At 73.7% G+C, this 13,967-nt stretch carries 13 protein-coding genes; 6 read left to right on the top strand and 7 right to left on the bottom strand.

Annotated elements, in window-relative coordinates; translation table 11 throughout:
- The first annotated feature begins 18 nt into the window (after window positions 1–18).
- From ETD83_RS31655 to ETD83_RS31635, 5 genes are all read left to right on the top strand, one after another.
- Window positions 19–1,398, top strand: a complete 1,380-nt coding sequence (locus ETD83_RS31655) for an SWIM zinc finger family protein (protein ID WP_138648879.1) — start codon at window positions 19–21, stop codon at window positions 1,396–1,398.
- Entirely contained in the window at window positions 1,395–2,342 is a 948-nt protein-coding gene (locus ETD83_RS31650; protein ID WP_138648878.1) for a hypothetical protein, read from the top strand. The genes ETD83_RS31655 and ETD83_RS31650 overlap by 4 nt, the downstream gene beginning before the upstream one ends.
- Before the next feature lie 121 nt (window positions 2,343–2,463).
- Complete coding sequence (locus tag ETD83_RS31645; RefSeq protein ID WP_138648877.1) at window positions 2,464–3,027, top strand: hypothetical protein; 564 nt, start codon at window positions 2,464–2,466, stop codon at window positions 3,025–3,027.
- Between the two features lie 84 nt (window positions 3,028–3,111).
- Window positions 3,112–3,654 carry a methylated-DNA--[protein]-cysteine S-methyltransferase gene (locus tag ETD83_RS31640; RefSeq protein WP_138648876.1) on the top strand — a complete coding sequence of 181 codons (543 nt, stop codon included), beginning with the start codon at window positions 3,112–3,114 and terminating at the stop codon, window positions 3,652–3,654.
- 38 nt (window positions 3,655–3,692) lie between these two features.
- Window positions 3,693–4,268, top strand: coding sequence for a TetR/AcrR family transcriptional regulator (locus ETD83_RS31635; protein WP_138648875.1), 576 nt, complete (start codon window positions 3,693–3,695; stop codon window positions 4,266–4,268).
- A 58-nt stretch (window positions 4,269–4,326) separates the two neighbouring features.
- Here the strand turns inward: ETD83_RS31635 and ETD83_RS31630 are convergent, their stop codons facing one another.
- The 6 genes from ETD83_RS31630 to ETD83_RS31615 form a co-directional block, all read right to left on the bottom strand.
- Complete coding sequence (locus ETD83_RS31630; RefSeq protein ID WP_138648874.1) at window positions 4,327–5,190, bottom strand: oxidoreductase; 864 nt, start codon at window positions 5,188–5,190, stop codon at window positions 4,327–4,329.
- A 152-nt stretch (window positions 5,191–5,342) separates the two neighbouring features.
- Window positions 5,343–5,831: a glutathione peroxidase gene (locus ETD83_RS31625; RefSeq protein WP_138648873.1), complete on the bottom strand. Its 489-nt coding sequence runs from the start codon at window positions 5,829–5,831 to the stop codon at window positions 5,343–5,345.
- An 85-nt stretch (window positions 5,832–5,916) separates the two neighbouring features.
- A complete protein-coding gene (locus tag ETD83_RS42935) occupies window positions 5,917–6,072 on the bottom strand; it encodes a hypothetical protein (protein ID WP_165969163.1) in 156 nt (51 codons plus the stop codon).
- Between the two features lie 217 nt (window positions 6,073–6,289).
- Window positions 6,290–6,448, bottom strand: a complete 159-nt coding sequence (locus ETD83_RS42930; RefSeq protein WP_171064540.1) for a hypothetical protein — start codon at window positions 6,446–6,448, stop codon at window positions 6,290–6,292.
- An 85-nt stretch (window positions 6,449–6,533) separates the two neighbouring features.
- The gene (locus tag ETD83_RS31620; RefSeq protein ID WP_138648872.1) at window positions 6,534–6,830 is read right to left on the bottom strand and encodes a hypothetical protein; all 297 of its coding nucleotides are present in this window, start codon (window positions 6,828–6,830) and stop codon (window positions 6,534–6,536) included.
- A gap of 70 nt (window positions 6,831–6,900) precedes the next feature.
- Window positions 6,901–8,022, bottom strand: a complete 1,122-nt coding sequence (locus tag ETD83_RS31615; protein WP_230421321.1) for an LCP family protein — start codon at window positions 8,020–8,022, stop codon at window positions 6,901–6,903.
- A 304-nt stretch (window positions 8,023–8,326) separates the two neighbouring features.
- Between ETD83_RS31615 and ETD83_RS31610 the strand changes: the two genes are divergently transcribed.
- The gene (locus ETD83_RS31610) at window positions 8,327–10,243 is read left to right on the top strand and encodes an ABC transporter ATP-binding protein (RefSeq protein WP_329603001.1); all 1,917 of its coding nucleotides are present in this window, start codon (window positions 8,327–8,329) and stop codon (window positions 10,241–10,243) included.
- 42 nt (window positions 10,244–10,285) lie between these two features.
- Here ETD83_RS31610 and ETD83_RS31605 read toward each other — a convergent pair whose 3' ends face one another.
- A complete protein-coding gene (locus ETD83_RS31605) occupies window positions 10,286–13,927 on the bottom strand; it encodes an AAA family ATPase (protein WP_138648869.1) in 3,642 nt (1,213 codons plus the stop codon).
- Between the last annotated feature and the right edge of the window lie 40 nt (window positions 13,928–13,967).

Below are 13,967 nucleotides of genomic sequence, written 5' to 3'. Positions count from 1 at the left end.
GGGCTCTACGTTCGCGGCATGGCGAGCAGCACCGTGGCGGCAGGGGCCGCACAGGCGTACACGTACACGCGGCCGTCCGGGCTGGACGGCGGGCTTCTGGGGCTGTCCACGTCCGGTGGGACGACCACGACCGGGCCGCGACCGCATCCGCATTTCTTCAGCGGCCTCCTCACGCAGGCCGCGCCGGCCGCGGCGGCGCTGCTGGCGCTGGCCGACGTCGCGCAGACCCGGTATCACCAGCCGCGTCCCACCTCGTTCCGCGACCCCGTCGTCACCTGCAACGGCGACCGGCTGCGGATGGAGTCGTTCTCGGCCTGCGGCGGCGTCTACGCCCGGCTCGACGTGCTGGAGCCCGCGATGGACGGCGACGTGCACGAGCGCGGCACGACGAACGTGGACGTGAACGGCCCGCTGCGCGAGGCCCTGGCCCGGGTGGGCGGTTCCGATCCGCTGCATCTGGCGGTCGGCGCGGAGGAGCTGGCCGTGACCACGATGGACGGCGCCGTCGTGGAGAAGAAGGTCCCGCTGCCCGACCGGTGGCTGCGGGGTTTCGCCGAGGTCCAGGTCATCACGGCCGGTTTCGACCTGCGCGCCGAGTTGAAGGCCACGGACGCGGTGCGGTTCATGCGTTCGATGCCGCGCAGGCAGCGCGAGGCGCTGTGGGCCGTGCCCGCCGCGCGGACGCTGCGGCTCGTGCCTCGTCCCGCTAAGGGCGCCGTGTGCCTGGCAGGGCCGGACCGTCTGCGGACGATGATGCCGCTGCTCCGCTTCGCGCGGGCCCTGCGCGTGTACGGGCCGTCCATCGCCGACGGCGCTTCCCCCGTGTCGAGTGTCTGGGAGCTGGAGCTGCCTGGGATGCGGTACGTCCTGACGCTGTCTCCCCAACACTCGCGTGGCTTCTCCGGTGAGGGCGCCGTGCTGGACGCCATCTCGACCGACGAGGCCGCAGGAGACGCCGACCTGATCGGCGCACTGCTGTCGTTCGAGCCACGTGTCGAACCCGATCTGCTGGCCGAGCGGTCCGGTCTCAGCCTCGCGCGGACGAAGGCGGCGCTGACGCAGTTGGGGACGTCCGGCCGGGTGGGGTTCGACGCCGCAGAGGCCGCGTTCTTCCACCGTGAGCTTCCCTACGACGCTGCCCGCGTGGCCGACCTCAACCCCCGGCTACGCTCTGCGCGCGCGCTCGTCGACGAGGGCGCCGTGCGGTTCACGGCCGACGACACGGCGGTCGTGCTGACCGATGGCGGTGAGCGGCTCGTGCGCTTCGAGGAGGACCGTGTGACGTGCACGTGCCCCTGGTGGTTCGACCATCGGGGTGAGCGCGGGCCGTGCAAGCACGTTCTGGCCGCGCGCATCCTCCGCAGCGACGCCGAGGTGGCCGTCGAGGCTGCTCGATGAGCGCGTGGGACGACGTCCAGAAGGCCATCCGGTCCGGTGCCCTGGAGCGGACGGTGCGCCTGGTGTCGGAGCTGGACGAGCCCGGCCGGCGGGCCGTGGCCAAGGAACTGCCGGGCGCGCTGAAGAAGCTGCGCGCGGCGTCGGAGTTCGGGTTCCTGGACCCGAAGGTCGTGCAGGCGTTCCTGCTGGCCGGGGCGGGCACCATCAGCGGCGCCGCCGCCGCTGCCGGGTGGCTGAGCCGGGCGGACCTGCGGCCCTGGTGGGACAAGGACGAGTACTGCCCGATTCTCTGCGACCTCACGTCCATCCGTCCGGACGAGTGGCGCGCGGAGGTCGCGCACCGGGTCGCCGCCCGGCTGAGGACCTCCGAGCAGAACTGGGCGTACTGGCACATCGCGGCGGCGCTCGGCCGGTCCGCCGGTGCCGCTCCGGCGTCCGACGGCTTCGTGGTCGGGTGGGTGACGGAGGGCGGCCGTCCGCGCGGGCTCGCCGAAGACCCGTTCCTGGACGCGCTCGTCCCCCGGCTCTTCGAGGTGGACGGTGTGGGCGCGGCCCTCGCCTTCGACCAGGCGAGACCCCAGTGGGACGAGTCCCGCAAGGGCGCCTGGGCCTCCGCGCTCGCCGATCTGGCCAAGGCCGGACGGCTCGACCGCACGACCCTCCTGGACGGCTGCGTCAGCCGTTTCCTGCGGGCGCGGTGCTGTTCCGGCCGGAGAAGAAGCTCGTCCGGGCCGCGCTCACCTGGCTCGACCGGACCGCCCGCACCCGCGGCCGGGTCGACGCGACGCTGCGCGCCGTCCCGGCCGTCTTCACCTCAGAGGCGATCGACCTGCGGGAACGGGCCGTCAAGATCGCGACCAGGCATGCCTGCGAGGCGGGCGGCGCCGTCCGCGCCGAGGTCCGGGACGCCGCCGCCGATCTCCCGGCCGATCTGCGCCGGGTGATCGCCGCCGCGTTCGGGGAGATCACCGCCGAGCCCGCGCCCGCGTCTGCGCCTTCCCAAGGGCCGGCTGGACGGACCATGGAGGGTCGGTCTACAACGCGTTCACCGGGTTCTGGCCGTCCGTGCTGCCGTCCCATCGCGAGGTCGCAGCCGCGCACCTGCTCCCCTACTTCGCCGGCACCGAGGACGAGGGCTGGGGCCAGGGCACCGTCATGCTCGACCTCGCCGAGGGCGACGGGCCCGCGGGCGCCGCCACCGGGACGCTCCTCGCCTGCGCGCTGGCGAACCGGGACCAGCGCGAGCGCGCCATCGCCGTGGAGGCGTTCCTCGCCTTCGGCGGCCGGGGCGTCCTCCCGGCGGCCGAGACGGGCGCGGCCCTCGGGCGGCTCGCCGCCGCCGGGGCCGTCACCGTCCCGCGCGCCGTGAAGGCCCTCACGGCCGCCGCAGACGCGGGCGCCCACGCCGAGGTATGGGCAGTGCTGGCCGCCGCCCTCCCGCACGCCCTCCCCGAGCCGGGCGAGCGCGCCCCGGCCGGAACGCCCGACCTCCTCGCGCTGGCCACCCGCCTCGCCGAGATCACCGGCGCGAGGGGCGCGATCCCCGCCGTCGCGGACGTGGCGTCCCGCGGCGGGTCCAGCCGCCTGGTGAAGGAGTCCGCCCGCCTCCACCGGACCGTCGCAACGTGAGGCCCCTCCCCGGTGTTGAGGAGAGAAAGACCAAATGACGGACCCGCATGCGAGGCTGGACGCGCAGGGAAGGAGCGCTGAACGATGACCGAGACCCTCGCGTTCGGCACGGTCGACACCGTGCTCGGACGCCTCCTCGTCGCCGAGACCGAGACGGGGGTCGTGTCGCTGCACTTCCGCGACACGCCCGCCGCCCGCGCCCGCACCGCCAAGGCGACCGGCCTGCCCGTCGTGCACGCTCCGGACCGTCCGGCTCCGGCGCTGTCGGCCCTGCGCGACTACTTCGCCGGCGACCTGAAGCACTTCGAGGTCCCGATCGACTGGCGGCTGACGTCGGACGTGCAGCGGCAGGTCCTCACGACGCTGTACGAGTCCGTCCCGTACGGGCAGGTCGTCACGTACGGCGACCTGGGCGACCGCAGCGGCACGGGCGTCCACGCGCAGGTCATCGGGCAGGTGATGGGCAGCAACCCGATTCCGCTGATCGTGCCGTGCCACCGCGTCGTCGCCTCGAACGGGCTCGGCGGCTACAGCGGCGGCTCCGGCGTCGAGGTCAAGCGCTGGCTCCTGACGATGGAGGGCGCGCTGCCCGCCACCCTCGACTGGGACATCACCCGCGCGCCGTGAACTTACCTACCGGGTGTCGGCAAACGTAGAATGGGCGGGTGCCGAAGATCAGTGAGGCGACCGTCGCGGCGCACCGGGCGCGGCAGCTGCGGACGCTTCTCGACGCCGCGCGGGCGCTCGTCGCCGAGGAGGGCATCGAGGCGCTGTCGCTCGCGGCGCTGGCCAGGCGCGTTGGGCTGTCGCGGCCGAGCCTGTACGAGTACTTCCGGTCCAAGGACGACCTCGTCGCCGCGGTCGTCGAGGAGGAGCTGCCCCGGTGGGCGTCGCTCGTCGAGCAGGCGCTCGCCGGTCCGGACGACCTCGGCGGCAAGGTCGCGGCCTACATCAGGGCCCAGCTGGAGGTCATGACGGACGGGCGGCACGCCGCCGCCGTCGCCCTCGTCGAGCACGCGCTCGCCGAACCCGCCCTCGAACGCATCAGGGACGGCCACGCGCAGCTGCTGCGCCCGCTGGTCGCCGCGCTGGAGGAGAGCGGCGTCCCCGAGCCCGCGCTGCGCGCCGAGCTGGTCCAGGGGCTGGTCGACGCCGCGGCCCGGCTCGCGCAGCGCGACCCGTCCAACGCGGAGGCCGTCATCGACGCGACGCTGGCGCAGGCCGTCCGGGGCCTCGCCTGACGTCGCGCTCCTAGGCGAGAGCGGCGTAGGTGACGGACGTGAGGTCCTCGGAGATCTGCTAGAGGCGCTCGCCCAGGCCCGGACGGTCCGCGAGCGGCGGCGTGATCACCTTGGCCGGCGCGCCCCGGTACTGGAGCAGGCGGGGGCCGTAGCAGGCGCCTCCCTGCACGTCCGGGGCCGTCGCGGCGTAGAGGGACGGCAGCGCGCCCGCGGCGGCCGACTGCGCCATCAGCGCGTTGCCGAGACCGAAGACCCTCTCCATGAGCGTGCTGCCCTGCAGCTTGGGCCCGGTCTGCTGGAGGTTGGTGGCGGCGTAGCCGGGATGGGCGGCGACGCTGGTCAGCTCGGGGACGCGCCGGTCGAGCTCCTTCGCGAAGACCAGGTTCGCGAGCTTCGACTGGCCGTAGGCGGCCCACTTGCGGTAGCGGCGCTCGCCCTGCAGGTCGTCGAAACGCAGGCGGCCAGACCAGGCGAAGCCCGACGTCAGCGTGACGACGCGGGGCGCGGGGGCGGCGCGCAGCGCATCCAGGAGGAGCCCGGTGAGCGCGAAGTGGCCGAGGTGGTTGGTACCGAACTGCATCTCGAACCCGTCGGCGGTGGAGCGGCGCGGGAGCGCCATGACGCCGGCATTGTTGACCAGAAGGTCGAGGGGCGCCGTGCCGTGCCGGGCGGCGAACGTCCGGACCGACGACAGGTCGGCCAGGTCGAGCAGGCCGAGGACGACGTCGGCGCCGGGCGCGGCCGCCTTGATCCGATCCGCGGCGGCCCGCCCGCGTTCGGCGCTCCGGCAGGCCAGCACGACGGACGCGCCGCGCCGCGCGAGCCGCAGCGCGGTGTGGTAGCCGATGCCGCTGTTGGCGCCGGTGACGATCGCCCGCCGGCCGTCCAGGTCGGGGATGTCGCCGGCCGTCCATCCGCCCATGGGGCACCTCCCACGTGTTGTCGCGATTCACAAATTAGACGCGGCGCCCAATAGGGGACAAGGGCGCCCCGGTGTGGCGCGATTCACAGCCGTGGAGGTCGCCGCCGCCGGACGCGCCCCCCGGACGGGAGGGACGCGTCCGGCCGCGGGCGTCAGGCGGGGAGGTGCTTCTCGATGGCGGCGACGACCTCGGCGGACTCGGGCTCCGCCTGGGGCGCGAAGCGCGCCGCGACCGCGCCGTCCGGGCCGATGAGGAACTTCTCGAAGTTCCAGCGGATGTCGCCGGTGTGGCCCTCGGCGTCGGGCGCGCCGACCAGGCCCTGGTACAGCGGATGCCGCCCGTCGCCGTTGACCTCGATCTTCTCGGTCATCGGGAACGTGACCCCGTAGGTCGCCGAGCAGAACTCCGCGATCTCGTCGGCGGTGCCGGGCTCCTGGCCCCTGAACTGGTTGCAGGGCACCCCGAGGACGGTGAAGCCGCGTCCCGCGTACCGCTCCTGCAGCCGCTCCAGACCGGAGTACTGAGGGGTGAGGCCGCACTTGGAGGCGACGTTGACAATGAGCACGGCCTTGCCCCGGTACTGGCCGAGGTCCGCGGTCCCGCCGCGCAGGCCGTCGATCTCTACGTCGAAGACAGACATGAGGCCGATCCTAGGAGATCACTCCTGGCGACCGGCCGCCGCACCTACGTACCCGCCTACGTGTGTGTCCGCCTACGCGCCCCGCCTACGTGCCCAAGGCGTTGACGAAGGCCGCGAGCTGGTTGCCCGCCTGGCCCAGCTGGCTGAACGCGTTGTTGACCACTCCCGCCGCGTCCGTGGGGGAGCTCAGCAAGTAGAAGATGACGAAGGCGATCGCCACATAACGGAGGTTCTTCTTCATCCGTAACGCCGTCCCTGGTTGTAGCGCAACGACACAACTGACCCGATCACATTGTGCCCAGGCGCGTCTGCCCGCAAAGCGCGATTTTACTTGACGCTAGGGCCACGGCTTGCTGCCCGCGCGCGAAGAAGCCCCGCGCCATCGACGGCGCGGGGCTCCAGGGCCGATCCGAGGGGCGGGGGAGGCCGTCCCCCCACCGGAGACGGAATCGAAGCCGTCAGCTTGGGATCGCGCTCATGAACTGCGACAACGACTCGGCGGCGGTGCCGAGCCCGCTCAGGGCGTTGTTGACCAGGGTCGCCGCTCCCTCGGGCCTGCTGATGACGTACCACGCCGTGAAGGCGATGGCGACGATCTTCATATGCTTCTTGTTCATTTCAACCACCCTCCGCGATCAATAGTCTACGGAGGGTAATTCCCAAGCGGACCCGAACGATGATCAAGGGCGGTCGATGAGACGGTCAGGTCCTCTTGGCGTGCGCGGCGAGGTACTCGATGTAGAGGGGACGGAGCGCGTCCGCCAGCTCGCCCTCCCCCGCGTGCGTGAACTCCTCCAGCAGCGACAGCCCGTGGAACAGGTCGAACTCGGCGCGCTCGACCTCCCCGGTGGCCGCCGCGGCGGCGGGGATCGCGCGCAGCAGGTCCCACAGGAAGCCGACGTCGCGGCGCTCCTTCGCGAGGCTCATCGCGCGGTCGTACAGCTCCTTGGACGGCAGCTCCGCCAACTCGGCGGCACCGTCCGGCGTCTCATCCGGCATGACTCCCACCATGCCCGATTCCGGCCGGGGCAGGCGTGCCCCGGCCCCGGTCAGGTCTTCGTGATCCCGGTCAGGTCTTCGTGATGACGTCCTTCGGGATCTCCTGGTCCTGCTGGAGCGCCTCGAAGAGCCTGGACGCCTTGGACTTGTCCCAGGTGATGTACGAGCCGGCGCTCGGCGAGCTGCCGCCGCCGCCGATCGGGACCGTGGTGGTGACGCCGTCCTTGCCGCTGACACCCTTCATCGCCCACATCATGCGGACGAGGTGGTGCAGGTGGTCGCCGTCGTCCACCAGGAAGTTGCTGGTGGCGTTCGTGGCCAGCGGGATGCTCCGGAACGGGTTGAGGATCGTCCCCCAGCCGGTCGACTTCTTCATCAGCGCGCCGAAGAACTCCCGCTGCTTCTCGACCCGTTCGAGGTCGGCGCGGGCGTAGGCGCGGGTGCGGACGTAGCCGAGCGCCTGGCCGCCGTCCAGCGTCTGGCAGCCGGCCTTGAGGTCGAGGCCGGCCTTGGGGTCCTCGACGTCGTTCTTGACGCAGATGTCGACGCCGCCGACGGCGTCCACCACGCCGACGAAGCCGTTGAAGCCGATCTCGGCGTAGTGGTCGATGCGGATGCCGGTGGCCTTCTCCACGGTCTGCACGAGCAGCTTGGGGCCGCCGAACGCGAACGCCGCGTTCAGCTTGTTGGACCCGCGCCCCGGGATCGGGACGTAGGAGTCGCGCGGGAGGCTGATCAGCGACGTCCCGCCGGAGCCGTAGTGCAGCAGCATCATCGAGTCGGTGCGGCGGCCGCCCGAGAAGCCGGTCTTCAGCCGCCGCTGGTCGGCCTTGGACAGGCCCTCGCGGCTGTCGGAGCCGACGATCAGCCAGTTCGTGCCGGGCGTGTCGGCGACCCGGCCGGGGTAGTCGACGAGGACGCTCTCCCGCTTCAGCCGGGAGTCGAGGTAGAAGTACCCGCCCACGAGGAGCAGGACCAGGACGGCCGCGAGGACGCCCAGCACGCGCGGCCAGCGGCGCCGCCGCCGGCGCGGCCTGAGCGGAGGCCCCCCGTAGGCGCCGCCCTCGTCGTACCTGCGTCCGGCGAGCTGGTCTCCGGCGTACGGGTCGTCGTAAGGGTCGCCGTACGTCTCCCGCCCGTAAGCGGCGTGATGGTGCTCCGAGCGTGCGGAGTGGTCCCTGCTGCGCCCCACGCGGTCGTCCTCCTTGCGTGTCCGGCCGTCCGGCCGGCCGTCGCTCCTGGCGTGAACCCTAGTCACCCTAGGGGTTCGGGCGCGTCCCTCCACCGCATGATTCTCGACTGCTCCAAATAACCACGCTACGTGACATTCGGGGCAGACACCGTCCCTCTCAGGACGCACACTGCCCCTGGCGGACAGGACGGGTGAAGGGCGGCGCATGGGCACACGATGGCGTTTTCCACGACGTTTCCGGATACGAGGGGCAGCACCGCGGCGTCGCCCCCGGGAGGCGCCGCCCGACCCCGGCCTGCCCGAGGTGATTCTCAACTGGCACGCGCGGGACAAGGAACTCACCGAGACGGGCATGCGCACGATCGCGCGCCGGCTCCCCGCGGTGATCGCCCAGGCGTCGCGGCTGGCCTGGCGGGCGAGCCGCACCGACACGCTCGTCACGGTCGGCCTCAACCTCGCGGCCGGGTTCTTCACCGCGTTCTGGCTGCTGGCGACGACCGGCGTCCTCACCGCGCTGTTCAGCTCCGCGCCGACGCCGTCGCGCGTCCGCGACGCGCTGCCCTCGCTGGCGCTGGTGGCGGGCGCGGTCGCGCTGCGGGCCGCGCTGCAGGCGGGCGCCGGCTGGGCGCAGGCGCGGCTGGACCCGCAGGTCGAGCGGCTGGTCGAGCTGCGCCTGTACGAGGCGACGACCGCCGTGGACCTCACCGCGCTCGACGACTCCGACTTCCTGGACGACCTCAAGCGCGCCCAGGGACGCGGGCTGATGTCGGCGCCCATGGTCGTCCAGTACGCCGTGGACGTCCTCACCGCCGCCGTCGGCATGATCGCGGCGGCCGGGACCCTCGGCGTGCTGCACCCCGTGCTGCTCCCGCTGCTCCTGCTCACGGCCGTGCCGGAGGGGTGGGCGTCGGTCCGCAGCGCGCGGATGCGGTACCTGATGCTGCTCTCGCTGGTCGGCGTGACGCGCCGCAAGTGGATCCTCTCGGACCTGATGGTCGACCGCCGGCACGCCGCCGAGGTGCGCTCGTTCACGATGCGCCCGTTCCTGCTGGGCCAGTACGACCGGGCGGCGTCCTACCAGCGGCACGTCGAGCTGGACGTGGCGCGCCGCCAGACGATCGTGAAGATCACCGGCGACCTGCTGAAGGGCGTCGCGACGGCGCTCGTCTACATCGCGCTGGGCGTCATGCTGTGGAAGGGCGCGGTGCCGCTGGCGGTGGCGGGCACGGCGGTGCTGGCGATCCGGACGGGCCAGACCTCCCTGGCCAACCTGGTGTTCGCCGTCAACCACTGCTACGAGGAGGGCCTGTACTTCGGCGACTACGTGAGCTTCTGCGCCGCCGCGGAGGAACGCATCCCGCTCCGCGCGCTCCCGGCCGCGGCCGCTCCGATGGAGAAGCGCGGGCGCCTCCCGGACGACTTCGCGGACATCGTCGTCGAGGACGTCGCGTTCACCTACCCCGGCGCGGACGACCCGTCCCTCAGGGGCGTCTCGCTGCACGTGCGCAAGGGCGAGGTGGTGGCGCTCGTCGGCGAGAACGGCTCCGGCAAGACGACCCTCGCCAAGATCATGGCGGGCCTGTACGACCCGGACGCCGGCCGCGTCCGCTGGGACGACGTCCCGCTGACGACCGTGGCGCCGCAGGACGTGTGGGAGCGCGTCGCCGTCATCGCGCAGGAGTACACGCACTGGCCGATGACCGCCAGGCAGAACGTCACGATGGGCCACGGCGACGACGGGACGGGCGCCCCCGGCAACGGTGACGGCGAGGACCCGTCGATGCTCGCCGCCGCTCGCGCGTCCGGCGCGGACGAGGTCGTCGAGGGCCTCGCCCGCGGCTACGACACGCTGCTGGACCGCCGGTTCAAGGGCGGCGCGGAGCTGTCGGGCGGGCAGTGGCAGCGGCTCGCCGTCGCCCGCGGCTTCTTCCGGGACGCGCCGCTGCTGATCTGCGACGAGCCCACCGCCGCCCTGGACGCGCGGGCCGAGCACAACCTGTTCGAGCGGATCCGCACGCACGCCGACGGCCGGACCGTCCTGCTGATCACGCACCGGCTCGCGAGCGTCCGCTACGCCGACCGGATCTACGTCCTGGAGCACGGCCTGGTCATCGAGGAGGGCGACCACGCGGCGCTGATGGCCCGCGGCGGCCTCTACGCCGACCTGTACTCCCTGCAGGCCGCCGCCTACGGAGCCGAGGATCCGCAGGCCGCCGGCTAGCCGCGGCCGGCTGGATACGCGGCCGGCTGGATACGCGGCCGGCTAGATGTAGGGGCCGAAGCCGGCGCGGCCGAAGCCGATGCCGGGCTCGGGCGGCGGGGCGTCCGGCAGGTCCTCGGGGCGCAGCAGCCCGACCTCGGCCGGGTCGATCCCGGCGGGCGTCTCGTCGTCCTTGGCGGTGATGCGCTGCGCCTGCCGGGAGATCGCCGCCTCCAGCAGGTTCCGGACGAGCCTGGCGTTGCCGAACGAGGCGTCGCGCGGATGGGCGGCGACGACGCGGCGCAGGCCGTCCAGGACGCCGGGCGCGAGCGCGAACCCGGCCTCCGCCGCCATGAACTCGAAGATCGTGACGAGCTCGTCGGCGGAGTAGTCCGGGAAGCGCAGCACCTTCGGGAACCGGGACTTCAGGCCCGGGTTGGCGTCCAGGAACCCCTCCATCTCCGCCTCGTAGCCCGCGACGATGACGACCAGGTCGCCGCGGTGCTCCTCCATCAGCCGCAGCAGCTCGGCGACGGCCTCGTGGCCGAAGTCGCGGCGGTCGCCGCTCGCCGACGTCAGCGCGTACGCCTCGTCCACGAACAGGACGCCGCCGAGGGCGCGCTCGACCGCGCCCCGCACCCGCGGCGCGGTCTGCCCGATGAACTCGGCGACGAGGTCGGCGCGGGTGACCTCCACCAGATGGCCGGACGACAGCAGCCCGAGCCGCGCGTAGACGGCGGCGACCAGCCGCGCGATCGTCGTCTTGGCCGTGCCGGGGTTGCCCGTGAACACCATGTGCCGGGACGGCGCCGCCGGGGCCAGCTTGGCGTCGCGCCGCAGCTGCTCGGCGCGGACCTCGGCGACCAGCCCGGCCACCTCCCGCTTGATGTCGGCCAGGCCGATCAGCCGCTCGATCTCGGCGAGCGGCTCGCCGGGCACGTCGTCGCGGGCGCGGCTGAGCGTACTGGGGACGTCCTCCGGCAGGATCTCGTCGAGCGACTCGGTCTCGTCGACGATGCCGTCGGCGAGGACGCGGCGGCCCTGCATCGCCACCGCCCGGTCCAGCAGGTGGATCATGGCGCGGGCGTTGCCGAACCCGCGCTCGCGCGGCGCGCCCTCGGCCAGCTCGCGGACCCGGTCGAGGACGCCGGGCGCCAGCTCGAAACCGGCGTCGGCGGCCTTGGCGGCGAACACGTCGACCAGCTCGTCCTCGGTGAGGTCGGGGAACAGGACGGTGCGGGGGAAGTAGGCGGCCAGGTCGGGATGCGATTTCAGCAGCCCGTTCAGCTCCGCCTCTGGCCCGGTCAGCACGACGACGAGGTCCTCGCTGTGGGCCTGGACGCCGGTGAGCAGCACGTCCAGGACCTCGCGCCCGCGGGCGGCGTCGGTCGCGGCCGACACCAGCGCGTGCGCGTCGCGGACGACCAGCACGCCGCCGTGGGCCTGCTCCACCGCCCGCCGGACCCGCAGGACGCTCTCGCTGGCGTACTCGCCGAGCAGGTCGGCGCGCTCCACCTCGACCAGGTGCCCCGACGACAGCACCCCGAGATCGGCGTAGAGCCGGCCGAGGATGCCCGCGACCTTGCTCTTGCCGGTGCCGGGGTTCCCGGCGAACACCAGGTGCCGGGGCCGCGTGCGCGCCGTCATCCCGGCTTCCCGGCGCAGGCGGGCGGCCTTGGCCTCGGCGACCAGCGCGTCCACCTCCCGCTTGGCGGGCTCGATGCCGGCGCAGGCGGCGAGCTCGGCCAGCGGGTCGGCGTCGGCGGGGCCGCCGGGGATGATCCGCTGCGGCAGGTCCGCCGCCGTGATCTCCGGCGGGCCGGCGGGCTCGGCGCCGTCCAGGCCCTCCGCGTCGTCCTGCGCCTTGGCGTCGTCCTTCTCGGCGCGCCGGACGGCCGCGCCGACGGCCTCCCCCGCCAGGTGCTCCACCAGCCGCGCGCCGCGCAGGTTCAGCAGCGGCGGGGTGCGGCGCAGCATGCCGCCGGCGGTCGCGGCCACGTCCGGGGCGGCGCGCGATCCGCGCCGCGCGACGGCCAGCGTGAACAGCTCGGCGAAGTCGTCCTCGCCGAAGTCGCGCGTGCGGGCCACGTCGAACGCCCGGACGAGCGCCGGGTTGGCGTCGAACAGCCGCCGGTCGCCGCCGGGGCGGCTCAGCGCGACGACGTTGAGGGACGGCGAGCGCGCCATGAGCCGCCGCAGCTCCTCCACGGCGGCGGCGCCGCACCGCTCGTGCGCGGCGAGCTTCTCCAGGTCGTCGATGACGAGGAGCATCCGCGCGTCGAGGCAGTCGCGGACGCGGGTCTGCAGCCACAGGACGGCGTCGCTCACCCCGAGCGACGCGAACACCTGGTCGGAGATCCACAGCGCCTCGCGGACCGCGCCGGCCTCGGCGAGCCGCCGCTCGACGGCCTCGGCGGCGGTGCCCTTGCCGGTGCCCTCCGGGCCGGCGATCAGCAGCCGCACGGGGCGCTCGCCCGCGAGCCGCGCGGCGACCGCGTCCTGGAGCGCGCGGGACAGCTCGGGCTGCCCGACGAGCGCGTCCGCGACGTCCTCGCCGCGTTCGGGGCGTGGCCGCTCGCCCTCCCCGCTCTGCCGGGCCCCGGTGCCGCCGAGCGCCTCGCCGAGCGGGTTGAAGACGCGCCGCATCGTGAACAGCCGCCGCAGGTCGGCCTGGAACAGGCGGACGGGCACGCGGCAGCGCGGGCTCACCGGCGCGTCCGGCAGGCCCTGGACAGCCCCGGTGACGCGCACGGCCATGTCCAGCCAGGCGCGGGCCGCGTCGGCCTCCCCCGCGACGAGGCCGCGGGCCAGCCACGAGCGCACGTCGTGCTGCCACGCCTCGGAGGAGAACCCCTCGCGCGCCGCGCGGAGCCGCTCCCCCACGTTCTCGTAGCGGGCCGTGCCGAGCACCACCGCCAGCTCGGCGGGGACGACCTGGGCCTCGGCGGCCAGCAGCAGTTTGGCGAGCGCGTCGTCGGGCTCGTCGCCGTCGGAGACCGTCCCGGCCAGGTGCTCGTGCGCGGCGTCCAGCCCGGCGCACGCCCACCCGAGGTACCCGACCGGCCCCGCCAGCTCGGGCAGGACGGCCAGCTCGGCGTCGGTCAGCTGCCCGGTCCACGCGTCGTCCAGCCGCGCGTTCGGGACGGTCATGTCCGCCTCGCGCAGCTCGGGGTCGGCGGCCCGCCGGTCGAACAGGTCCATCAGCGCCCGCCGGCGGCGCTCCACCGGCTCCAGGCCCTCGAAGACGTCCAGGCCCGCCCGCGCCAGCTCGAACATCACCGCGCGCCGCTCGCGGTCGTTCCCGGCCGGTTCCGGCAACCACAGCCCCGGCGGCCGCCAGCGCCCGCCCTGCGTGAACCACGCCGTCGGTTCGCGGACGGCCGACTCCGGCGTCGCGAGGAACGCCGACAGCAGCTCGTAGTCGACGTCGCCGCGGGACCCGCCGCGGACCGCGGACGCGCCGAGCAGGAACGTCAGCAGCGACCACTGCTCGGCCCCGGCGGCGCTGGTGTCGTCCCCGTAGAAGTCGCTGAGCTGCCGTGTCAGCACAACGGCCCGCTGGTCCCGGTTGTACTCGAGCGCGCGTTCGCGCATCTCGTCGTACAGGCCGTCGGGCACCCGCCAGGGCCCGTACGCGTAAACGTCGAGTACGGGCTCCTCGGTGAGCAGCACTTCGAGATGGTCCGGCAACCGGGGGGAACTCACCTGGGGGTCCTTCTCCTACGACAGGGGGTCGGGGTGTGGG

Source organism: Actinomadura soli, assembly GCF_005889715.1.
GTDB lineage: Bacteria > Actinomycetota > Actinomycetes > Streptosporangiales > Streptosporangiaceae > Spirillospora > Spirillospora soli.
Note: the sequence above shows the minus strand (reverse complement) of the source record. Positions and strands in the feature narration are given on the sequence as shown.